The 21,302-nt window shown below is 71.3% G+C and carries 18 protein-coding genes and 4 pseudogenes; 14 read left to right on the forward strand and 8 right to left on the reverse strand.

The window, feature by feature from the left end:
• Positions 1–146 precede the first annotated feature (146 nt).
• Positions 147–758 (forward strand): TetR/AcrR family transcriptional regulator, encoded by a 612-nt coding sequence (locus ACIRS4_RS28320; protein ID WP_404201376.1) that lies wholly within the window; start codon positions 147–149, stop codon positions 756–758.
• A gap of 276 nt (positions 759–1,034) precedes the next feature.
• Positions 1,035–1,202 carry a hypothetical protein gene (locus tag ACIRS4_RS28325; RefSeq protein WP_404201378.1) on the forward strand — a complete coding sequence of 56 codons (168 nt, stop codon included), beginning with the start codon at positions 1,035–1,037 and terminating at the stop codon, positions 1,200–1,202.
• Here ACIRS4_RS28325 and ACIRS4_RS28330 read toward each other — a convergent pair.
• The 4 genes from ACIRS4_RS28330 to ACIRS4_RS28345 form a co-directional block, all read right to left on the reverse strand.
• On the reverse strand, positions 1,199–2,830 hold the full coding sequence (locus ACIRS4_RS28330; protein ID WP_404201380.1) for an MFS transporter: 1,632 nt from the start codon (positions 2,828–2,830) through the stop codon (positions 1,199–1,201). The two genes, ACIRS4_RS28325 and ACIRS4_RS28330, sit on opposite strands and share 4 nt — an antisense overlap.
• A gap of 94 nt (positions 2,831–2,924) precedes the next feature.
• Positions 2,925–3,944 carry an NAD(P)/FAD-dependent oxidoreductase gene (locus tag ACIRS4_RS28335; protein ID WP_404201464.1) on the reverse strand — a complete coding sequence of 340 codons (1,020 nt, stop codon included), beginning with the start codon at positions 3,942–3,944 and terminating at the stop codon, positions 2,925–2,927.
• Positions 3,945–4,553: 609 nt separating this feature from the next.
• Positions 4,554–5,006, reverse strand: coding sequence for an alpha/beta fold hydrolase (locus ACIRS4_RS28340; RefSeq protein ID WP_404201382.1), 453 nt, complete (start codon positions 5,004–5,006; stop codon positions 4,554–4,556).
• A 35-nt stretch (positions 5,007–5,041) separates the two neighbouring features.
• Positions 5,042–5,857, reverse strand: a complete 816-nt coding sequence (locus tag ACIRS4_RS28345) for an oxidoreductase (protein ID WP_404201384.1) — start codon at positions 5,855–5,857, stop codon at positions 5,042–5,044.
• A 205-nt stretch (positions 5,858–6,062) separates the two neighbouring features.
• On the opposite strand from ACIRS4_RS28345, the gene ACIRS4_RS28350 reads away from it, so the two are divergent.
• Together ACIRS4_RS28350 and ACIRS4_RS28355 are read left to right on the forward strand one after the other, a co-directional pair.
• Positions 6,063–6,680, forward strand: coding sequence for a TetR/AcrR family transcriptional regulator (locus ACIRS4_RS28350; protein WP_404201386.1), 618 nt, complete (start codon positions 6,063–6,065; stop codon positions 6,678–6,680).
• Positions 6,681–6,837: 157 nt separating this feature from the next.
• Positions 6,838–7,170 (forward strand): annotated as a pseudogene (locus ACIRS4_RS28355) (ABC transporter substrate-binding protein); the annotation flags it as partial.
• 18 nt (positions 7,171–7,188) lie between these two features.
• Here ACIRS4_RS28355 and ACIRS4_RS28360 read toward each other — a convergent pair.
• From ACIRS4_RS28360 to ACIRS4_RS28370, 3 genes and pseudogenes are all read right to left on the reverse strand, one after another.
• On the reverse strand, positions 7,189–7,719 hold the full coding sequence (locus ACIRS4_RS28360) for an SRPBCC family protein (protein WP_404201466.1): 531 nt from the start codon (positions 7,717–7,719) through the stop codon (positions 7,189–7,191).
• Positions 7,720–7,795: 76 nt separating this feature from the next.
• Positions 7,796–8,023: pseudogene (locus ACIRS4_RS28365) on the reverse strand (hypothetical protein); the annotation flags it as partial.
• 31 nt (positions 8,024–8,054) lie between these two features.
• Positions 8,055–8,615, reverse strand: a pseudogene (locus ACIRS4_RS28370) (SAM-dependent methyltransferase); the annotation flags it as partial.
• A gap of 383 nt (positions 8,616–8,998) precedes the next feature.
• On the opposite strand from ACIRS4_RS28370, the gene ACIRS4_RS28375 reads away from it, so the two are divergent.
• From ACIRS4_RS28375 to ACIRS4_RS28415, 9 genes and pseudogenes are all read left to right on the forward strand, one after another.
• Positions 8,999–10,468 carry an NUDIX domain-containing protein gene (locus ACIRS4_RS28375; RefSeq protein ID WP_404201388.1) on the forward strand — a complete coding sequence of 490 codons (1,470 nt, stop codon included), beginning with the start codon at positions 8,999–9,001 and terminating at the stop codon, positions 10,466–10,468.
• 76 nt (positions 10,469–10,544) lie between these two features.
• Entirely contained in the window at positions 10,545–11,585 is a 1,041-nt protein-coding gene (locus tag ACIRS4_RS28380) for a phosphotransferase enzyme family protein (protein WP_404201390.1), read from the forward strand.
• Positions 11,569–12,972, forward strand: coding sequence for an MFS transporter (locus tag ACIRS4_RS28385; RefSeq protein ID WP_404201392.1), 1,404 nt, complete (start codon positions 11,569–11,571; stop codon positions 12,970–12,972). The genes ACIRS4_RS28380 and ACIRS4_RS28385 overlap by 17 nt, the downstream gene beginning before the upstream one ends.
• Complete coding sequence (locus ACIRS4_RS28390; RefSeq protein ID WP_404201394.1) at positions 12,969–14,297, forward strand: methyltransferase domain-containing protein; 1,329 nt, start codon at positions 12,969–12,971, stop codon at positions 14,295–14,297. Before ACIRS4_RS28385 ends, ACIRS4_RS28390 begins: the two co-directional genes overlap by 4 nt.
• Entirely contained in the window at positions 14,294–15,145 is an 852-nt protein-coding gene (locus tag ACIRS4_RS28395) for a methyltransferase (RefSeq protein ID WP_404201396.1), read from the forward strand. Before ACIRS4_RS28390 ends, ACIRS4_RS28395 begins: the two co-directional genes overlap by 4 nt.
• Entirely contained in the window at positions 15,142–16,524 is a 1,383-nt protein-coding gene (locus ACIRS4_RS28400) for a phosphotransferase (protein WP_404201398.1), read from the forward strand. Before ACIRS4_RS28395 ends, ACIRS4_RS28400 begins: the two co-directional genes overlap by 4 nt.
• 32 nt (positions 16,525–16,556) lie before the next feature.
• On the forward strand, positions 16,557–18,932 hold the full coding sequence (fxlM, locus tag ACIRS4_RS28405) for a methyltransferase, FxLD system (protein WP_404201400.1): 2,376 nt from the start codon (positions 16,557–16,559) through the stop codon (positions 18,930–18,932).
• Positions 18,933–19,081: 149 nt separating this feature from the next.
• Positions 19,082–19,309 (forward strand): annotated as a pseudogene (locus ACIRS4_RS28410) (S1 family peptidase); the annotation flags it as partial.
• A gap of 254 nt (positions 19,310–19,563) precedes the next feature.
• Positions 19,564–19,932 (forward strand): hypothetical protein, encoded by a 369-nt coding sequence (locus tag ACIRS4_RS28415; protein WP_404201402.1) that lies wholly within the window; start codon positions 19,564–19,566, stop codon positions 19,930–19,932.
• Between the two features lie 265 nt (positions 19,933–20,197).
• On the opposite strand, the gene ACIRS4_RS28420 is transcribed toward ACIRS4_RS28415, so the two are convergent.
• On the reverse strand, positions 20,198–20,665 hold the full coding sequence (locus ACIRS4_RS28420; protein WP_404201404.1) for a MarR family winged helix-turn-helix transcriptional regulator: 468 nt from the start codon (positions 20,663–20,665) through the stop codon (positions 20,198–20,200).
• Positions 20,666–20,774: 109 nt separating this feature from the next.
• Here ACIRS4_RS28420 and ACIRS4_RS28425 point away from each other — a divergent pair, with 109 nt between their 5' ends.
• On the forward strand, positions 20,775–21,299 hold the full coding sequence (locus ACIRS4_RS28425) for a hypothetical protein (RefSeq protein ID WP_404201406.1): 525 nt from the start codon (positions 20,775–20,777) through the stop codon (positions 21,297–21,299).
• The last annotated feature ends 3 nt before the right edge of the window (positions 21,300–21,302 follow it).

Here is a 21,302-nt window from a genome sequence, read left to right on the forward strand (position 1 = left end):
TGGCGGTGCCCTTCCTTCGGCCGACTGCCTAACTGAAAGGCATTCGGTTTCCGGTAATGTAGGCGCCGCTCAGCCGACTGGGAAGAGTTTTACTGAATGCCATTCGGTAATTTCTGGGTCATGGCGCACGAAGACGAGGAGCCACCGTGGGACGGCCGCGTACACCCCTGCTGGACCGCGGGCGCATCGGTGCCGCGGCACTGCGCCTGGCCGACGAGAAGGGCGCCCTCTCCATCCCGGCCCTGGCCAAAGCCCTGGGAGTCGCCCCCTCCGCGCTCTACCACCACGTCGCCGGCCGCGAAGACATCATCTCGCTGATGCGCGAGGAACTGGCCGTGACCACCGGAGACGACCAGGACTGGTCACAGCCCTGGGACAAGGCCCTGGAGGGATGGGCCCGTTCCTACCTCGCCGCCTTCGCCGCCCACCCAGGGGCGGTCCCCCTGCTCGCCACCGCCCCGCTCGCCGAACCCTTCATGCACGCGATGTACGAGAAGGTCGCTGAGCTGCTGCTGGACGCCGGCTTCGCCGCGAAGGAGGTCATGCCGCTGATCACCGCACTGGAGAGCTTCGTTCTCGGCTCCGCCCTCGATCTGGTGGCGCCGCCCGTGATGGTCTCCGACGTCGCTCGCGACACGGCTCCGCACCTCAGCGCCGTACTCGACCAGGCCCCCGCCGACCGCAGCCGCGCCACGCTGGCCTTCGACCTCGGGCTGCGGGCCCTGATCACCGGATTCCGCGACCTGCTCGACCGCTGACCGCCGGAGCAGAGTCGGACCCGCCGTCCGGCGTGATCGACTCGCAGTCGGTCACATGATCTGTGTGGGCATGCGTGGTCCTCTAGGTCACATGGGTGAGAAGGCCCGGGGCTCCGTTGCAACCGAGGTTGCCTGGGCAGCTGATCGAGTGGTGGGGTCCCCAGTGCACTTTTCGTCTGCTGGTGGTGCACAGCATTCCCCCCTCTGACCTGCGGCGAGCTCGGGGCGGACCGTTGGCACAGCCCCGGGGCGGCCCCAAGGGCCGAGGACGGTGAGGTGTTCCGGCTGAGGATCCGCGTGGCCGTGGACCACGCCCGCGCCCTGCGCGTCTCGCGTCGCCGGGCTCCTGGCCGACGCGCCTGGCGGGCGATCCGGCGGGGCGGTGCCCGTCGCTCCGGCGGACGCGTCCCCGGCGATCCGGTGGACGCCATGTCGGCGATCTAGCGGGTGGACCCGGTGTGCTCCCGCGCGGTCGCCGGCTCGCTCGCCGCCGTCGCGGCCCCCGGCTCGGCGTCCTTCTTCGCGAACCCGCGCCGGCCCGGCAGGACCGCGAGGACGATCAGTGTTCCGGCGGCCATGACGATCCCGCCGATGAGGCTGGTCTGGGCGACGCCGTGGGCGAAGGCCTGGTGGACGGCGTCCACGGCGGCCTGGGCCTGCTGGGGCCCGGCGGAGGGATCCTGCGCGACCCGCTGCGCGACGGCCAGGCCGGCGCCGACCGAGTCCTTGGCGGTCTCCATCGCCTCCGCCGGGAGCCGGTTGCCCACCAGGTCGGTCAGCTCGTCCCGGTAGGCCGTGCCCAGCAGCGAGCCCAGCACCGCGATGCCCAGCGCCCCGCCCAGCTCCAGCGCGGTGTCGTTGACACCGCCGCCGACGCCCAGCTCGGACTCGGGGAAGGAGCCCATGATCGTGTCGGTTGCCGGGGAGATGCTCAGTCCGAGCGCGAGGCCCAGCATCATCAGCGGCGCCAGGAAGTCCCCGTACGTCGACCCCTTGTCGATCTGGGTGAGCAGGAACATGCCCGCCGTGCCGACGGTCATGCCGGTCACGACCATCACCTTCACCCCCAGCTTCGGGGTGAGCATCCCGGTCACCGCGGACCCGAGGAACACCGCACCGCCCAGCGGCAGCAGCCGTACACCCGTGTCCAGGGCGCCGTAGCCGAGGACGAACTGCAGGAACTGCGTCGCGTAGTAGATCACGGCGAACATACCGAAGAAGAAGAACAGCACCGCGAGCATCGAGCCGGTGAAGGGCCGCAGCGCGAACATCCGGACGTTCAGCATCGGGTGCGGGTGCCGCAGCTCCCAGGCGACGAAGGCGACCAGGCCGACACCGGCGACCACGGCGGCGGTGACGGGGCCGACGCCCCAGCCGGAGTGCGGGCCCTCGATGGCGGCGTAGATCAGGGAGCCGACGGAGACGATCGACAGCAGACCACCGACGTAGTCGATCCGGCCCATGCCCTCCGCCTTGGACGGCGGTACCAGGGCGAGCGCGCCGAACACGGCGACGAGCGCGATGGGCACGTTGATCAGGAAGGTCGAGCCCCAGGCGTGGTCCTCGAGCAGCCAGCCGGAGACCAGCGGGCCGACGGCCACCGCCACCCCGGAGGTCGCGGCCCAGGCGGTGATGGCCTTGGCTCGCTCGCTCCGGGGGAAGGTCGCGACCACCAGGGACAGCGTGGCCGGCATCACGACCGCGGCACCGACACCCATGATCGCGCGGGCCGGGATGACCAGCGAGGTCTCGTCGACCATGCTCCCCATCACCGAACCGCCGGCGAAGATCAGCAGACCCAGCACCAGCGCGCCACGTCGGCTGTACTTGTCGCCGATCGCGCCCAGCACCAGCATCAGCGCCGCGTACGGAACGGTGTAGCTGTCGACGACCCACTGCAGATCACTGCTGCTCAGGCCCAGGTCGGTGGTCATGTCGGGGGCGGCGACGATCAGCGACGTGTTCGCCATCACCGTGATCAGCAGGCTCAGACACAGCACGAGCAGCGCCCACCAGCGCCGCGCGTAAGGCCCGGGCATTTTTTCCACGGGGGTGTTCGCAAGGAAGGGCATCAGTAGCTCCTGAGGGGGACGGGGCGGACGAGTGGAATCACTTGATCGCCCGTGAGGCGAGCGGGCGACGGGCTGAGATCTCAGGGCTTCGAGATCATCGTGTGGCCGCATTGGAGCTTGTCTCGGCGATCTCCTGGAGGGCCGCGTCGGTGTCCGCGATGGCCAGCATCTTGTTGATGTCGGCGCCGGCCAGTGCGCCGGCCGCCGCGGAGGCCCCGACCTGAGCGACCGGATCGGTGACGTTGCCGGCCACCCACACGCCCGGCACCTCGGTGGCGCCGGCGATGCCGGAGGCGAAACCGCGGCCCATGTTCGGCAGGTCCTGCACCGGCAGGCCCAGACCTTCCAGGCCCCGGGTTCGGGCCTGCATCCGCGGGCCGACGGCCAGGACGCGGCGGGCCACGACCTGGCCGTCGGCCAGGCGCACTCCGGCGAGGGCACCGTCCTCGTCGTCGACGACCTCGGTGACCGGGGTGTCGATGACGCGGATGCCGCGGGCGGCGAAGCGGGCGCGGCTCTCCTCGTCCAGGTCGGTGCCGTGGGTGAAGTAGGTCAGGTCTCCGGTCAGCTGACGGAACAGATACGCGTGGCCGATGGAGGCCGCGCCGGTGGCGAGGATGCCGACGGGCTCATCGCGCACCTCCCAGCCGTGGCAGTACGGGCAGTGCACCACACTGTGCCCCCAGTGCTCGGCGAGCCCGGGCACCTGCGGCAGCACATCCGTGAGGCCGGTGGCCACCAGGATGCGGCGGGCGGTGATGCGGCGGCCGTCGGCCAGGGTGACGGTGAACCGCAGGTCCCCGTCCGCCGACGGGGCGGCGGGCTCAGCCGAGACCACCTCGCCGAACACGACGCGTCCGCCGTACTGGCGCACCTGCTCCCGGCCCCGTCGAAGGATCTCGGGCGGCGGGGTGCCGTCCAGGGCGATGAGGCCGTGCACGGCCTCCGCGGGCGCGTTGCGCGGGGAGCCGCTGTCGATCACGACGACCGAGCGGCGGGAGCGGGCCAGGATCAGTGCACCGTTCAGCCCCGCGGCGCCCCCGCCGATCACCACCGCGTCGACGGTCCCCTCGGCCAGTGCGTCGCTCGCGTACGGAGGAGTCGTCACAGCCATGGCCTCCTGCCTTTCCTTGTCAGTCATGGTTCGGTCAACCCTTCGAGTTCTGGGTGATGGGAGGGGGCCAGCTGTTCAGGAAGCCCAGGATGTGGTCGGCGACCGTCTTGGGCTGTTCGAGGTGCAGGAAGTGCCCCGCGCCGAGGACAGCCCGACGTGCGTGATGTACAGATCCAGTCCGGCGATGAAGCTCGCCGTCGCCAGGATCGCGAGGATCAGACCGGGCCTTGCCGGGCCTGGAAGGCGTCGCCATGCCGGGCGGCGCGGAGGAGTGCAACGGCATGGGTTGCTCTCCATCGGGCCAGGCGTGCACGCACCCTGTCCGGTGAGCTCAGGACCATTGTGTACTGAACAGTCAGGAACCTAGGCGGTTCTGTACTGAGTTGTCAAGTACGGCAGGTCGGCCCTCGCTCACCACGACGATGCCGGGATTGAAGGGCCTGGGCTTCTTTGGTGATCACGGGCTTGGTGGGCAGCAGCGATGCACCGATCAGGGCGGGGGCCGCGAAGGCGACGGTCACGTACATCACCCACCGCCACGGCGCCCGTTCTGTGAGCATGTCGCCGGGCAACGGCCCGAACCGCTCGATGGTTTCGGGCCCGCAGATGTCAGCGAAGTCCTCGCCGAGGCGAACAGCAGAAGACCGCGTCTCGCCGTGAGGGTCGAGTGATCCCGTACTCGGCCCATGCCGTGATCCGTTCCGCGATCGCCTCGGGGGCCTCGATGTGCAGGAAGTGACCGACGTCGGGGACGACCTCCAGCGCGTGCGGGGCGGCGAACCGATGTCGGTCGTCGACCTGCGGGGACAGGAAGCAGCCGCCGTCGGCACCGTAAAGCTGCAGCAGGGGCACCGCGATCGGCTGAGACAGGCGGCGCATCGCCCTCAGTGCGAGCACGTCGCTGGTGAGGGGTGCGAAGCCGAACGGCCCCGCGGTCGGGGGCGGCGCGCAACCGCGAAGCCAGGGTGCGACGACGTGACGGCCGCGGCGGCCGAGCTCGGCAAGGAAGGCGGTCGGACGAGAGATGCTCATGCTGGCTTCGGTGTCTCTGGTTTTGGACATGTGCGTCTCCTTGGGCGCCGCCCCGTACTGCGAGATCAGCCGGCCAGTCGGTTGAGCTTGCGGATCTGTCTGTCGAAGGCGCGCGAGGGCACGATCCGGCGCAGGACGCTGACGCGTTTGGCCATCGAGCCGGCGGTGTACCGGAGCTTGGGCTTGGATTCGGTGGCGGCCGCGACGATCACCCTCGCGACGACGTCCGGGGCGTCGGCGTTGCGCACGGCCGTGGCCAGCACGTCTCGGGAGACCTCCCGCTGTGCGGCGTAGATCGGCAGGGGCGAGTCGGGTGCCATGCTGCTCGCCTCGAAACTCGTGCTTGTGTAAGCCGGCTCGACCAGCAGCATCCGAACGCCGTGCTCGCGAAGCTCGTGGTCGACGGACTCGGAGTAACCCTCGACCGCATGCTTGGTGGCGGCGTAGACAGTCATGAAGGGGGCCGGGATCAGGCCGAGTACCGAGGAGACGTTGACCACGCGGCCACTGCCTTGGGCGCGCATGTGGGGTATCACTGCGTTCGCCATCCGCATCACGCCGAAGACGTTGACGTCGAAGACCTCCTTGGCCTGGTTGATCGAGCTCTCCTCGCCGGCGCCGACCGCGCCCACGCCTGCGTTGTTGACCAGGACGTCGATCCGGCCGAACCGCTCGATCACCTCCTCGACCAGGGAGCGGACGGACTCGTCGCCGGTCACGTCGAGATCGAGGAACGTCACCCCGGCGAGCGGCTCGGCGTTCGCCGCGTTGCGGCTCGTGCCGACCACCGCGAAGCCGGCGCCCACGAGGGCGAGCGCCGCCGCCCGCCCGATCCCGGAGGAGGCGCCCGTCACGAGGGCCACTGGGGGAGCTGTCTGCATGGTGGTTCCTTCGGTTGTGGTCATGACTTCGCCGGGCGCTGTGCGGGGTCGCCTGTGCGCAGGTCGACACGGTCCGCACCGGTCCTGCAAGCCCGGACCGAGCCTGTCCGGCAAGCCCAGGATTGGTTGTTTACTGAACAGTCCGGAACTTAGGCAGTTCTGTACTGAGTTGTCAAGAAGGGTGGGTCGGCTTTACCTTCTTTGTATGGCCCGACCACGAAGCTTCGACCGCGACCACGTCCTCCATGCCGCCGAGCGGCAGTTCCGCGCCTCGGGCTACAACGGCACGAGCGTCGACGACATCAGCGCCGCCACCGGCCTGGGCCGCGGCAGCCTCTACGGCGCGTTCGACGGCAAGCACGGCGTGCTGCTGCAGGCGATGGCCGGCTACTTCGCCCGACTGGGGCAGGGTCCGCGGCAGGCGCTCGCCGGACCGGACGAGGGCGCCATGGAACGACTGCACGCATACCTGCTCCGCGCCGTCCACGGCGTGCCACTCGCCGCCGACGTACCCCCCGCCTCTGACCGGACGGCGGCGGCCTGCTTCGCCGCCAAGATGGCCCTGGAGATCGGCGCCTCCGACCCCGAGGTGAAACGCCTGGCCAACGACTGCTTCTCCGTGGTCGCGACGGCGGTGGCCGATTGTGTGCGAGCGGCGCAGCGCAACGGCGACATCGACCCCGACGCGGATCCCGACGACCTCGCGTACCTTCTGCTGACCATCATCCGCGGGACCGATGTCGTAGGCGCGTACGGCCACAGTCCCGACCGCCTGACCTCGATCGCGGAGAGCGCGTTCGCCTTGCTGCCTCGCCGCGCGTGACCCACCAGGCCGACAAGGGGCTTTGGCTGCTGCGCGGCAAGTTCTTCAAGAACGCGGTGGACCTTCCACGGCAACGGCATGACCTGTGTCCTCGGCCCTGCCCAGGCCGCATGCCAGCTCCGCGGAACCACCGACGACCCCACGTCGCTACTGCTCGTACTGGTTCACCAACTCCCAGTCGCCCTACCTCGCCGGCTGCTGCGGCGCGCCCGGTGTCATCACCCGCGCGGTCGACGCGAAGAACGCCTTCGCCGACACCCACGACGAATGGCCCCAGATCAGCTGGGAGACCGTCGCCGACCGCGACCCCGACGTCATCGTGATCGGCGACCTGACCCGCAAGCAGCAGACCTACGAAACAGCCCAGGCGAAGATCCGCTTCCCGGAGACCGACCCCGCCACCCGCAACCTGACCGTCGTGAAGAAGAAGCGGTACGTCCTGCTGAGCGGGCAGGCGATGAACCCCTCCATCCGCACGATCGAAGGGATCTCGAGCCGCAACAGATCTTCAACTGCCGCTCTCAGCAAGCGCCTTGATGCCGCGAAGGGTGGCCTCCATTCCGGCGCGCAGTTCCTTCTTCCGGAAGGTGATGATCTCCTCCATCCGGTTCGGCCAGCGCTCGAGTGCGAGCGTGACTCCACTGCGGCCCGGCCCGATGAGAGCCGACTGCCGAAGCTGGGTCCCGCCGCCCTCGGCCTCGAGTTCGTAACACCAGGACGCCATGGATTTCGCCGGATCCAACGTCGGTTCTCCGTATCGGCCGTCCACATCCGTGACGACCCAGGCGAACACCCGCTGTTCGTCCAGCTCGACCACACGGGAGACGGTTCGCCACTCGCCGAGTTGCTGATGATAGTTGTAGCCCTCGAAGCAGGCACCAACCGAAGGCCCTTCCGCGCCATCGAGCCAAGCGACGCGCTGCAGCTCCGGACTGAGCAGAGCAGGCAGCCGAATGTCGGTCACCAGCTCCCAGACCCGCGGCACGTCTGCCTCGACATGAACATCACAGTGCACGCTCGGGCCATCGGTGAATCGCATGTCGCCCCCCAATGTCAGACTCCGGAATCATCCACGGCCTTGATCCGCTTTCGCAACAGGCCCCAGTAGGACTCCGTCAGGTCTGTCTGGATCTTGGCCTTGAGTGTGACCCGCCGGGCAGGAGTTGGTGGCAGGTGTTGCAGACACCGGTCCAGCACCAGACCGGTGCGGGTGCTTTTGGGGCAAGGCGCTGTTCGGTGAGGAAGGCGTGGGCGGCGGTCACGAGGGTGACGTGGTGGTGCCAGCCGGGCCAGGACCGGCCTTCGAAGTGGTCCAGGCCCAGGCCGTGCTTGAGTCCGCGGTAGTAGCCGTTGTGTCCAGGAGACCTCGAAGTCAGCGCCTGCCTGCACGACGTCCACGCCGAAGCGCTCGATCACGCCGCGCGAGCCCAACGTCAGCCCCATCCAACTGCCTGCCGCCGACTGCGCGTTGATCCGGGCCAGCAGCAGTTCCACCGCGTCCTCGGGCAGATGGATCAGCAGTCCTTCGGCGATCCACACGGTCGGCACCGCCGGGTCGTGCCCTGCGGCGACCAGCGCGCTTGGCCAGTCCTCCCGCGGATCCACCGCGACGGTGATCCGCTCGCAGCGTGCGACGGCCCGCTCTTGGCGCAGCACCGAAGCCTTGAAGTCCAGTGGAGCGGCGGTGTCGACCTCGAAGAGCCGGGTGCCCTCGGGCCAGTCCATCCGGAAGGCCCGACTGTCCATGCCGGCACCCAGCAGCACGACCTGCCGGACCCCGGACGCGGAGGCCTGCTGCAACAAGTCGTCGAGGAACGTCGTCCTGACGACGATGGAGAACGACACGGCCAGCCGGCGGCGTCGCGCGGCCTCGTCATCGGGCAGCGGCGGCGAGGAGGGCCACAGGCCGCCGGCGGCGGCGAAGACAGCCGACAGCCGACAGCCGACCGCCGCAACGCCCGAACGTCGGCGTTTCGGCCAACTCTCCCCGAGCCGCGTGCCCTTGCGCTGCAAGGGTCGGTGCACCGTGCACCTTCGGAAACCCGCTGAATCACGGGGTGCACAACCCGTCCGGAAGGAACAGGTGCTCGAAATCGCTCGGCGTCGTTGAACACGGCGACGCCACCACCACGTCCACGAGAGGGAACTCATTGGCGTCGGTCGTACGAGGGTGCGCTGGGGTCGGGTGCCTGCCGAAGGCCGCGCCCAACTCCCGCGGTGCCAAGCGCCCGATCACGAGACGGCGAGCTGACCCAGCCACGCGACCCCGACCTGGCCCCGCAGCACCCGCCCCCTACGTCGAAGGCGAGACGACGCTCATGCCCCCCAGCTCCACCTCGATCCGTAAGACCGTCGAGACGTACCTCGGCCGCCACCCCGGCGAGCGTGACGGCCTGGCCGGACTGCTTGCCGCGCTGGACAGGCCCGACGACGCGACCGCCCGGACGACCCTGCCCGCGCACGTCACGTGCAGCGCGGTCGTCATCGACCGGCAGGGCCGGGTCCTGCACATCCGGCACCGGGCCACCGGTGGCCTCGTGCTCACCCCCGGCGGTCACATCGAGCCTCGCGACCGCACACTGCTCGCCGCGGCGCTGCGCGAGGTGTCGGAGGAAGCCGGGATCGTGCCGGGCTCCCTGTGCCTGACCCGGCAACTGCTCGGGTCTCCGATCGACATCGACGTCCACGACGTCGACGCCAACCCGGCGAAAGGGGAACTGGCCCACCGCCACTACGACTTCCGCTACGTCTTCTACCTCGCCGGCGAGGAGCCGCCCGCGATCGCGCTCAAGGCCGAGGAGGTGTCCGGCGCTCGGTGGCTCCCGCAGACGGAGGTCACCTCGCCGACACTGCGCGCGAAACTCCTCGCGGCACGGCTGGACGGCCGGCCCGAGCCGGTGAACGCTTCCGCGCTCATCCACGACGGGCACGGCCGCTACCTGCTCCATCTGCGCGACCACAAGCCCGGCGTCATTTGGCAGTCGGGGGCGTTCGCCCTCCTCGGAGGCGGCCGCTCGCACGATGACCAGAGCCTGGAGGGCACGCTGCTGCGGGAACTGTCCGAGGAGGTGCCCGATCTCCGCCTCGAGGACCTGAAGCCCTACGCAGTGGAGGCCGCCACCAGCATCGACGGCCTCAGCGTCCCCGTCCGGGTCTTCACCGGCCGCTGGCGCGGGAACCCCGACCGGCTCCGGCTGCACGAGGGTGTGCTGTTGCGGTGGTTCGCCCCCGGTGACCTGGACCGGCTGCGCCTGAGCCCCGCCACGCGGGACCTGATCCGCCGGCACACGGTCGAGAACCCTCCGGACGACAAGCAGGACGTGGTTCCCGCCGTGTGGGACGGGGGCAGCCGGACGGTTCTGAACGGCATCGGAGTCCACCTCCACCTCGAAGACGCCGAAGGCCGGGTGCTTCTCGGGCTGCGTCACCCCGATTCGAAGTACGCGGGCGGCACCTGGCACTACCTCGCCGGTCGGTGTGAGCAGGAGTCCGCCCTCGCCTGCCTGGTCCGCGAGGCGAGGGAGGAGGCCGGTCTCGTCATCGACCCCATGGACGTGGAACTGGCGCACGTCGTCCACGTCGTCGACACCCTCGGCGCGCTTCCGTTGATGCAACTGGTCTTCAAGGCCCGCCGGTGGGAGGGGGAACCGAAGGTCCTTGAGCCCGACAAGTGCCTGGCCTGGAAGTGGTGGCCGCGGCATGATCTGCCGGACCGGATCGTCCCCTACACCCGAACGGCCGTCGCCGCGATCTCTGAAGGTCGCCTCTACTCCCAGTCGGGCTGGTGAGCAGGGTGAGCACACCTGTCGGGAACGGGCGGCGAGCCCCGTCCGTCCGCAGGCCGGCACTGTCGGGGGTGCGGGGATGAGCTGCGAGTCCGACGTCATGGTCGTGGCCGGGATCCTGGCGCTGCTGTACCGGATCACGCCGACTGCGGTCAGCGAGGGTCCGGCGGGAACGGCGACCCGCAACTACGTCGCCGAGGACCGCGGGGGCCGGCGGTGGTTCGTGAAGGCGTACCCCCGTGGGACCGACACGGACGACGAGCGGCAGGCCTTGGCCCTGGGCGAGGCGGCCAGGGCGGGCGGGGTTCCGGTGCCAGCCGTGCGGCGGACGGTGACGGGCGAGGTGATCGCATCGGCCGGCGGGCTGTCGGTGTCCGTGACGGAGTACGTCGCGGGGGCGGAGACGGCCGAGGGCGGGCTGTCCGGCGGCCGGTGGGATGCGGTCGGTGGGGCCGTCGGCCGACTGCACCGGGCCTTGGCCCGCCACCCTGTCGGACCGCCGCGTCCGGTGGCGGCCCGCGAGGTGTGCGATGTCGCGCGGGCCGGGCGGCGGCTGGAGGAACTCCTCGCACGGTGGGCCGCCGTGCCGCCTGCCCCGGAAGGCTTCGCCGCCTGGGCGCACCGCACCGCGGCGCGGCGTCTTGCCGCCCTTCCCGAGGTGGCGGCCCGCCTGGAGAAGCTGCCGGCCACGCTGACGGCGCAGATCGTGCACGGGGACCTCGCGTCCCCCAACCTGTTGCTGCGCGGCGAGGCGGTCGCCGCGGTGATCGACTTCCGGCCCCCGGGGCATCGCAGCGCCGCGTGGGAGCTCGGCCGGATCGTGCTGGACCCGCGCACCGTGCTGGCCCGCCCGGACGAATGGATTCCCGGTCTGGCCCGCGCCGTTGACGCCTACCGTGCGGCGAACCCGGAGCTGGCGGCCGAGGATCTCCTTGCCGTGCCGCGCGTCGCCGCCGGGTACCTGGCCTGCTCGGTCTATCCCCTGTCCGAGCCACTGGACGACCCTGCCTCGGTCACCCCGGCGCTGGAGGCGTACGGGAGCGCCCGGCACGAGGCCGCGGACGTGCTGTGGGAGCGCCTGGACGAAGCCGAGGAGGTGCTCCGTGACGTCCTGCGCTGAGCCCCCCGCCACACCCGCGCCCTCCGGTGACTCGCTGTGGCGGCACCGCGACTTCCGCCGGTACCTGACCGGCCAGACCGCGAGCGTGGCCGGAAGCTCGATCACCCAAATGGCGCTGCCAGTGCTGGCCGTGCTCCACCTGGACGCCACAACCGCCCAGGTCGCGTGGCTGACATTCCTCGGACAGCTCCCTCCCGCGCTGCTCGCCCTGCACGCCGGCGCGCTCGCCGACCGGTACTCCAAGCGCCGGCAGATGATCACCGGTGACCTGGTCAGCGCCGCCGTGCTCACCACGGTGCCGGTGGCGGCCGCGCTGGGCACGCTGACCCTGACGCAACTCATGATCGTCGCCATGGTGCAGGGAGCGGCGAGCGTGCTGCACGACGCGGCGGCCATCAGCCTCCTTCCCAGCCTCGTCGACCGGTCCTTGATCCAGCGGAGCAACAGTCGGGTGGGCGCGCTGTTCGCGATCGCCGCGACCGCCGGAAGCCACCTCGGCGCCGCGCTGACCGCGGTGCTCGGCCCCGCCCGGGCCCTGCTCGGCGACGTCGTCTCCTTCCTGATCAGCGCCGGATGCACCGCCCGCATCCAGGCCCGCGAACCCGCCCCGCATCGCCCGAAGGCCCGCCGGTTGCGAGAGGAGATCGGCGAGGGCCTGCGCTACGTGCACGGCGATGAACGGCTGCGGACCCTGACACTGGTCAACGCCAGCACCTCCCTCGCGCTCGGGCTGCTCAACACCCTGTGGGCCCTGTACCTGCTGCGGACGCTCGCGGTGAGCGCGACCGCCTTCGGTGTGCTTCTTGGCCTGGGCGCCCTGGGCGCGGCCGCCGGGGCACTGACCGCCCCGGCGCTCGCCCACCGGTGGGGGCCGGGGCCGATGATGCTGACCGCGCTCGCGGTCACCCCGCTGACCCAGCTCCCGCTGCTGCTCGCCTCTCCCGGCCTTCGCTGGCAGATCACGATCGGAGCGGCGCTGTTCCTGCAGCTCGCCTGCGCCGGCTCCGCAGGCACTACCCAGCGGTCGATTCGTCAGATCATCACCACGGCCGGGATGCAGGCGCGGATGCAGGCCGTGAGCACGTGGCTGACGGCCGTCGCCCGCCCCGTGGCCGCTCTGTTCGCCGGCGGCCTGGGCACGTGGATCGGGGTGCGGCCCACCCTGACCGCCGGGACCGTCTTGCTGCTCGTCCCCCTCGTGGTCCTCGCCAGCTCTCCGCTGCGCGCGCTGCGGCACATGCCGGACCAGCCGCCCGCCGCGCCCCGGACGAGCGGCGATCCCGTGCCGTCGCCGCCCGTACCGCGGACGGCCCCGCCGGCCGTTGCCGCACCCGCACGTACGGAAGACGACCGTCACCACCGCCCGCCCGGAGGAGACACCACATGAACAAGGTGCCGAACGACACCGCGGTGACGCCTGCCGTGCCCGCCCCCTTCGAGCCCCTGGACTGCACCGGACGCAGCGAACACGCCCAGTCCGCCGCGCCCTTCCTGCCCCCGCAGCACCCGCCCGCCGGCGACACCCCCGGGGCCGCGGACGCCCGGGCGGCGATGGTCGCCCGGCTCGAGGAGAGCGGTGAGCTGCGCCCCGGGCCGGTGCGCGAGGCCCTGCTCGCACTGCCGCGCCAGGTCCTTATGCCCCAGGCGTACGTGCGACGCAGCGCCCCGGACGAGACTCCGCCGCGCTGGGATCTGCTGGACTGGACCCGCCCGGCGGACCGGGACGAGCTGCTGGAGCGGCTGCACAGCGGGGACAGCGTCGCGATCCAGCACGACGGCGAACCGATCCTCGGCCGTACGACCGGGTCGCGGCGCGGCGGCGCCATGACTGCGATGTCGAGCGCGATGGGCATGACCGCGGACCTGCTCCAGCTCCTGGACCTGCGACCCGGGCAGCGCGTGCTGGACGTCGGGACCGGCGCCGGGGTGACCGCGGCGGTGGCGTCCTTCGTGTGCGGCCACGACCGGGTCGTCACCGTCGACATCGACCCGCACGTCACCGCAGCCGCACGGGAGCGCCTGTCTGCACTCGGCTACCAGCCGACCGCGGCGACCGGGGACGGAACCACAGGCCGGCCCGACACCGGCCCGTACGACCGGGTCTTCGTCACCTTCGCCGTCCGCCGCGTCCCGACTGCCCTGGTGGAACAGCTGGCGCCGGGCGGCCGCGCCCTGATGACGCTCGGGACGTCGTCGCCGTCATGGCCGGGCCTGGTCGTGATCGACAAACGACCGGACGGGACCGTGGAGGCGGAGTTGCGCGCGGTCGAGGTCGGACACCGCGCCGCTGCCGGCTTCGACCGGCTGTTCCTGACCGCCTCCTTCCGCGACACGATCACCACGGCCGACGGGCCGACGCAGCGCACCCAGGTCGCGCCGCCGGCGGACACGGCGCGCGGCATGTGGCTGGCCCTCGACGCCCTGCACCCCGGGCTGGTGCGCCACTTCGGGGCCGAGGACCTTGCGATCGGCGCGCCCGAGTGCGGGTCGTGGATGCGCGTGCGGGCCGCCGGCCCCCGCCAGTGGGACGTTGCGACCTGCGGCCCCCGGGACGTCTGGGCGGAGATCCAGGACACCGCCGCCCGTTGGCGGGCGGCCGGTGAACCGGCCGCCTACCGGATCCACCTCGGCACCGACGACGTCCAGCGCGCCGCCAGCCCGAATAGCGCCCTGGCCTGGCAACTCCCACGCACTCCCGGAGATTCACGATGACCCGCCCCCACCAGCCGGCCTCCGCAGCGGTCTCGGACGAGGCCCTGTTCGGGTCCGAGGCCGCCGACTACGGCCGCTACCGTCCCGGCCTGCCCGACGCCGCGATCCACCTCTTGGCCGCCACCCAGCACGCTGTACCCGGCCCCGTCCAGCTCGATCTGGGAACCGGCACCGCCCAGGTGCCCCGCGCGCTGCTGCCCGTCCTGCCCCGACTGGTTCACGTCCACCTGGTCGACGTGAACCGGCACATGCCCGAGAGGGCCCTCACCGCCCTCGAACCGGTCCGCGGACCCTGCTCGGTGAGCGCCTTCACCGGCGAAGCGCACACCTTCACCCCCAGCGCACCTGGCCGAGCACCCACCTTGATCTCCAGTTGCCGGTCCTTCCACTGGATGGCCCGCTCCGAGGTCCTCGACATGGCCGATCGGGTGGCCGCGCCGAACGCCGTCGTGGCGATCATGGGAGACGGCAGCCTGTGGACCCACGCATCACAATGGACCGCCGCGCTTCGGGAGTTGATCCAGACCTACCTCGGACAGGAGCGTCGCGCGGGCACCCGCGGCACGTACGCCGGGCCGGGCCGCTCCTACGAGGACGACCTCGCCGGCTCGGCGTTCAGCGACGTGGCTGGGTACCGCTTCCCCGTCGCCCGCGCCTGGACACCCGAGGACGTCGTCCGCTACCTGCGCACCACGAGCTGTGCCCGCCCCGCCCTGTTCGCCGGCCGGCACCAGGAGTTCGAGGCCGAGGCGCTCGGCCTCCTCCGGGGCCATGCGCACGGCGGCGTCCTGCAGGAGGACGCAGAGTTCACGGTGCTGCTCGCCCGCCGGCCCGGAGGTGCCGTGTGACTGGCAACCAGCGGCACACCGAGCCGCTCGACGTCCACCTGATCGCCCTGCGCGACGGCGCGGCCGGGCACCCCGAGGTGCTGCTGTCCCGCCGAGCCGGCGACGTGTACGCGGCGGGATGCTGGCATCTGGTCAGTGGTCACCTGGACGGCCCGTGGGAGGACATGGTCACGGCACTGGTGCGCGAGACCCGGGAAGAGGCCGGCGTCGTCGTCGATCCTGCCGACGTCCGCGCAGCCGTCACCGTGCATCACCGTTCCCCCGCCGGCGACGCCCGCCTCGGGGTGTTCTTCGAGGTGAAGCGCTGGCAGGGCATCCCGCAGGTCATGGAACCTCGGGTGTGCGACGCCATGGGGTGGTTCGTGTTGGACAACCTGCCGGAGCCTATGGTCGCGTACTGCCGGGCCGGACTGGACGCCTACCGGGCCGGTGCGCGGATGGCCGTGCACTTCCAGGAGCCCGGCGACCCGATCGCCTACGTCCCGGACGCCGACCGAACGGTCCTGGTCCCCGACCCCGGCAGCCCCAGCACCGTCCCCGAGGAGGTGCGCGCCTTCGCCGAGCAGGCGGTAGGGCGGATCACCGCGTGGACGGACGTCTCTTGCGCTCGCGAGGAGAGCCGCGTCTGGCGGGCGCACGGTGCCGAGGGCGGCATCTGGTACATCAAGATCCACCAGAATGACCGTTTCCATCAGCGCGAAGTCGGCGCGCTCCGAGGCTGGGTGCCCTCCCTCGGCGCGGCCGCGCCCCGGCTGGTGGCCGCTGACGAGCGGCTGCGAGCCGTCGTACTCTCCGCGGTGGGAGGCCGGTCCCTGCACGGCGCCGTCCACCCGCCCGAGCACCAGCAGCGCATTTTCCACCGCATCGGGCAGCTCACAGCCGCCATCCACTCCAGCGCCCCACCGCGCCCGGCCGCCGGCTCCCTGCCCCTCGGGAAGCTGGAGCGGCACCTGGACGGCGCCCGCGCCTACCTTGCGCCTGGGGACGAGGACTTCATCCGCGCCACTGCCGAGAAGGCCGCCGGCTTGCCCGCCCTGGAGGCGGTCCCCACACATGGAGATCTTCAGCTGCGCAACCTGCGATGGGACGAAGCCGCCGATGCCCTCTACGTGATCGATTTCGAGCGGTCGGAGGAAGGCCCGGCGATCAGGGACTTCGTGCGGCTGTCCGATGCCTGGCACGGCCGCCCCGACCTTCTGCGGGCCACGATGGACGGCTACGGCCGCCCCTTCACCCCTGAGGAGGAGGCCCGGCTTGCGGCCCTGTCTGTCCTGGATTCCGTCTCCGGCATCTCCTACGGCACAGCCCACGGCGACCCCGAGCTCGTGGAGCACGGCCGGCGCACCCTGGCCCGGCTCCGCGCCGTACAACGCCCCTGACGACCACACACCTACGTACGAGGAGCAGCACGTTGACGTACACCGCCCGTGACCAGTGGGAGAAGCACTACAGCGACGGAAGGGGATTCCGGCAGGTCGGGGAGCGCGAGCGGGCCCTGCTCGCCGAGTACACCCCCGCCCCCGAGGGAGGCGGGCGGGCGCTCGACGTGGGCTGCGGCACCGGGGAGCTGGCCGCCTGCCTCGCATCGCTCGGCTACACCGTGGACGCGTGCGACTTCGCCGACAGTGCGATCGCCCGGGCCCGCGAGGAGCACCCCGACGTCGAGGGCGTGCGCTGGCTGCACCTCGACATCGAGCGCGACGACCCCGCTCCGCTGCACGAAGAGGGGTACGACCTGGTGGTCATGCGCCTGATGTACCCGTTCGTGCAGGACAGGGGGCGCGTCCTTCACGGGCTGGGTGAGCGGCTGCGCGACGGCGGCGCTCTCGTCGTCATCACGCCGGTGGCGGAGACCACGCCCGAGGAGCGGCGCGGCATCGCCTTGGACGAGGACGAGATGGCCGTGCTCGCCGCTGGATGGGAGACGGTGGAGCGGCTGGACGCGGACGGCTTGGCCGTCCTGGTCCTGCGCGGCCTCTGCCACGCCGACACGAGGGCTGTCGAGAAGCGGCCGACCACCGCCCACGCGCTGACCGGCGCCCTCGCGGTCGTCACCGACGACGCCGGCCGGGTCCTGCTCGGCCGCTCCCGACGCGGCGTGCTCGAACTGCCCGGCGGCAAGACCCGCGGCCCGGAGGGCTTCGCCGCCGCGGCCGTCCGCGAACTCGCCGAAGAGACCGGCCTGCTCGCCGAGGAGGCGGACGCGCACGTCGTGACGATGCTGATCGACGACAGCCACGGCATCCCTCGGCTCACCGCCGTCGTCCGCATCACCGCGTGGACGGGCACCGTGGCCGACCCGGAGGAGGACAAGTTCGACCGCTGGGAGTTCTTCGACCCGCACGCTCTCGCCCGTGTCGGCGACATCTTCGTCCCCGCCGCGGCCGCGCTGGATGCCGTATGGCCCGGCGTCATCCGGGACCTGCCGTCTGTGATCTCCTACCCCCTCGCTGCCGAGCGGCCGCCCGTGCCGGGTGAGCCGGCCGAGGCGGTCCGGCTGCGCCGGACGATGGCCCAGGCGGTGATCGACGGCGGCTGGGCCCGGTCCGAGCCGGTCCAGCAGGCGCTGCGGACCGTGCCCCGCCACCGCTTCGCCCCGGAGGCGAACCTCGGGGACGCGTACGACGGCGGCGACCGCGCCGTCATCACCCGCCGCGACGAGACCGGGACGGCGATCAGCTCGGTGTCCGCGGCCTGGCTCCAGGCCGACATGATCGAGCACCTCCACCTCAAGCGGGGCGCGATCGTGTTCGAGGCGGGTTCCGGCGGCTACAACGCGGAGCTGATCGCTCACGTCACCGCCCCCGACGGCGGTGTGGTCACGGTCGACATCGACCCGTGGGTCGTGCGCCGCACCCGCGCCTTCCTCACGGAGGCCGGCAGCGGACGGGTCACCGTGGTCGAAGCCGACGCCGCCCTCGGCGCACCCGCCCATCGCGTGCCCCGCGGCGGCTTCGACGCCGGCGTGATCACCTACAGCTGCTGGGACATCGCCCCGGCCTGGCGCCGGCAGCTGGCCGAAGGCGGACGCCTGGTCCTGCCGCTGGAGATCGGCGGCTACAGCAGGGCAGTCACCTTCGAGCGGCGCGGCCAGGTACTGCACGCTCGTCACTTCACCTACTGCGGATTCGTCCGCGACCAGGGACGGCAGGCCCGCACCATCCCGGTCGCCTCCCTTCTCGACGGCGGGCTGACGCTCCGCTTCGAGCACGGCGCCGCCGCCGACACGACGGGCCTGGAGGAGGCGCTGCGCGGGCCGCGGCACGAGCTCGCCACCGGCGTGACGATGGGGGCGAACTCCTACTTCGGCTCCCTGCAGCTGTACGCGGCCACCACCCTGCCGGCTGCCTTCTGCAGGCTGGCCGCTCACCAGGCCCCGGCCGAAGGGGTGACCGTCATCGGGAAGGACCGTGACGCCCCCGCGATCGTCGGCGACGCCTCGCTCGCCTACCTCATCCCCGTCCAGACCCAGCACGGCGAACGCCCCGAGGACAAGCAGTGGGAGTGGGTTGCCCACGCCTTCGGCGAGCAGGGCCCCGAGCTCGCCGAGCAGCTCGCGGCCACGGTCCGGGCCTGGGACCGCCACGTGCGCGCCGACGACAACGACAAGCACGCCGATCCCGGCCTGACCGTCCACCCGGCCGGGACGCCCGACGATCTGCTGCCCGCCGGGGATGTCCTGGACAAGGAGCACTGCCGTCTGGTGTTCCAGTGGCCTGGGCGTGACGCGCTCCTGCCCCGCCCCGTTGGGCGCCTTGAGGCCGGTGCCGTGACGGAGGGGGTGTGACGGTGGAACCGGCGGTACACGAGGCGGTGTTCACCGCGCCGACGGAGCGCGGTGACCGGGAACGGATGCGGCGCGCGCACGCGGCCGCCGCGCGACGGTTCCAGGTCTCCGGGTCGGGGCCGGAGGTGGGGGGTGGCAGGGCCGCACCCGACGGCGGGCCGAACACTGTTGTCACCGGCCTGGCCAGCTCCTCGGTGTGCACGCAAGGATGTGACAGTGGCGGCGCCTACATCTCGGGCGATCAGGCCCAGGGCATGACTTCCGGAGGCCCCTCGAGCCAGCGCTGCAACGGGAGCGTCAACGCTCCTGGATCTTCCCACTTCCAGCCCCTGGACGACGCCCTGAGGCACTACGGGCTCACCCTCAACACCGCCTGACCTCCAAGAGGTGGGCGTGAACATGGGGGCCGACCGGCATGCGCTGGTCGGCCCACGTGACGCTCACCCGAACGGGCGGGTGGCGGCGCGGCCGTGAGCTCGCCGGCCACACGCCCTTCGGTTTCAGTGGTCGGCCATCCGGCCGAGGAATGCGTGCGGTGAGCCGTTGCAACCGGCCGTTCGGCCGAGGCCGGCTCCCCTTGTGCGGGGCGAGATTGGGTGCCGCAACCGTCTGTCCTCACCAGGAGCACTCCATGGAACACAAACCTTTGATCGTCGCCGGCGTCGCGGTGGCAGCGGTGGCTGTGGGCGGCGGGGCCCTCACCTGTGCCGTGAGCGGTACGGAGTCGACCACTGGGCTCGACACGTCCACCACCGTGACCGTGGACGGCCACAAGGCGCTCAGCGGAGACATCGTCGCAGGCCGTACCTCGTCGAAGTACAGTCCGCTGCCGTGGATCGGCGGTGACACGTCCGTCGTGAAGTGCCCGGATCTCAAGGCGGTGGCCGGCGTCAAGGTGATCTGCACTGCAAGAGAAGGTGACGGCAAGGACCTCTCCATACCGGTCACCGTCCTCAAGGCTGACGCCACCAGCGTCACTTGGAAGTTCGAACGCGTCTAAGGGCTGTCCCGTAATCCCTGGCGGGCGTCGACAGCTACGGCACCTCGCCGCGTTGTCGGAACGTCCGCATACATCCAGTAGGCGGAGGTCCCTCCGCCTTGCGATGCACCGCATCTGACGCCGCACGCTGATCCACCAGGGATTGGGGACAGCCCTTAGCGTCAACCTGCTGCAGCCGATCAGTGGCCTCTCCGATGCGCAGGACGAAGGCGCCTCGTCGCGCTTGTCCACTGCACGAGGCCCGTCGTCTCAAGCAGGTGACGGGTCAGCGAGATCCTTCTTCCAGCGGCCCCGCAGGGCTCGAGGCGTCGCGCAGAGTGCGCAGAGCGCGCTCCAGGTGCTGGCGATCCTCAAGAGAGAGCGGCCCGGAGACGTGCGTGCGCAGCTGGGTCACGTGCTTGTTCATGGCGCGGTCCAGCGCCTCGGCGCCCTTGTCGGTCAGTACGGCGAGTGCGGCCCGTCGATCGACCGGGTCGGGGTCGCGGCGGATCAGCCCCTCCTTCGCCATGCGGTCGGCGAGCCGCGTGAAGCCGCCCGAGCTGAAGGACACGGCCTCAGCCAACTCGGTCATGCGGAGGCGGCGTTCGGGGGTTCGCCCCAGCCGCAGCAACACCTCGAACCAGGTCTCCGGCAAACCCAGATCGCTGTGCACCAGCGGCTTGAGGCGGGTGTAGGCCTCGACGAACAGCCCGTAGAGCGTTACGTCGTCATCGTTCAGCAGTTCCTCGTTCACCTCCCCAGGGTGGCAGATAGTCACGCACAGAAGAAGCTGCCGTTGCAATATATTGTCTGCGCCAGCAGATAAATCTCCCTTGTGTGCAGCCACCTCTGCGGAGCCGATCATGCGCAAGCCCCTCCTCTCCGTCTTCGCTGTCGTCGCCATGGCCGGTGTGTTCGCCGTCGGCCTGGCCCTGGGCCCCGCCGCCGCGGACGCCGCCCCGGCCTCGCACCCGCACCTCGCGGACGCCGCCCCGGCCTCGCACCCGCACCTCGCGCTCACCATCAGGGCCATCGAGAGGGGCACCGCGATCAACATGGTCGACGTCGCCCCCGCCCTCGGCGACCAGCTCATCGGCACCGGCGACCTCACCACCCCCGCAGGCGGCGAACTCGGCACCAGCAGCTTCGTCGGCGTATCCACCGACGCCAAGCCGCGCACCTCCGAACTGCTGACCTTCGTCTACGAGCTGCCCGACGGAAAGATCACCACGTCCCGCACGGTCAGGCTGTCCACCACCGGCCCCGTCTTCGACGAGAGGTTCGCCATCTCGGGAAGCACCGGCGCATACAAGGGCGCCGCCGGGCAGGTGCGCGTGCTGCAGGAGTCGGTGGAGCAGGCGAAGGCCACGTTCTCCGTCCAGCGCTGACCA

This window comes from Streptomyces sp. NPDC101166 (assembly GCF_044768125.1).
Classification (GTDB): domain Bacteria; phylum Actinomycetota; class Actinomycetes; order Streptomycetales; family Streptomycetaceae; genus Streptomyces.

What these genes read in the sequence shown, in the direction of transcription:
- ACIRS4_RS28345 (WP_404201384.1), bottom strand. Translation starts at nt 5,857, where the DNA reads ATGCAGACAGCTCCCCCAGTGGCCCTCGTGACGGGCGCCTCCTCCGGG.
- ACIRS4_RS28415 (WP_404201402.1), top strand. Translation starts at nt 19,564, where the DNA reads ATGGAACACAAACCTTTGATCGTCGCCGGCGTCGCGGTGGCAGCGGTG.
- ACIRS4_RS28335 (WP_404201464.1), bottom strand. Translation starts at nt 3,944, where the DNA reads ATGGCTGTGACGACTCCTCCGTACGCGAGCGACGCACTGGCCGAGGGG.
- ACIRS4_RS28350 (WP_404201386.1), top strand. Translation starts at nt 6,063, where the DNA reads ATGGCCCGACCACGAAGCTTCGACCGCGACCACGTCCTCCATGCCGCC.
- ACIRS4_RS28390 (WP_404201394.1), top strand. Translation starts at nt 12,969, where the DNA reads ATGAACAAGGTGCCGAACGACACCGCGGTGACGCCTGCCGTGCCCGCC.
- ACIRS4_RS28380 (WP_404201390.1), top strand. Translation starts at nt 10,545, where the DNA reads ATGAGCTGCGAGTCCGACGTCATGGTCGTGGCCGGGATCCTGGCGCTG.
- ACIRS4_RS28375 (WP_404201388.1), top strand. Translation starts at nt 8,999, where the DNA reads ATGCCCCCCAGCTCCACCTCGATCCGTAAGACCGTCGAGACGTACCTC.
- ACIRS4_RS28395 (WP_404201396.1), top strand. Translation starts at nt 14,294, where the DNA reads ATGACCCGCCCCCACCAGCCGGCCTCCGCAGCGGTCTCGGACGAGGCC.
- ACIRS4_RS28330 (WP_404201380.1), bottom strand. Translation starts at nt 2,830, where the DNA reads ATGCCCTTCCTTGCGAACACCCCCGTGGAAAAAATGCCCGGGCCTTAC.
- ACIRS4_RS28340 (WP_404201382.1), bottom strand. Translation starts at nt 5,006, where the DNA reads ATGTCCAAAACCAGAGACACCGAAGCCAGCATGAGCATCTCTCGTCCG.
- ACIRS4_RS28360 (WP_404201466.1), bottom strand. Translation starts at nt 7,719, where the DNA reads ATGCGATTCACCGATGGCCCGAGCGTGCACTGTGATGTTCATGTCGAG.
- ACIRS4_RS28425 (WP_404201406.1), top strand. Translation starts at nt 20,775, where the DNA reads ATGCGCAAGCCCCTCCTCTCCGTCTTCGCTGTCGTCGCCATGGCCGGT.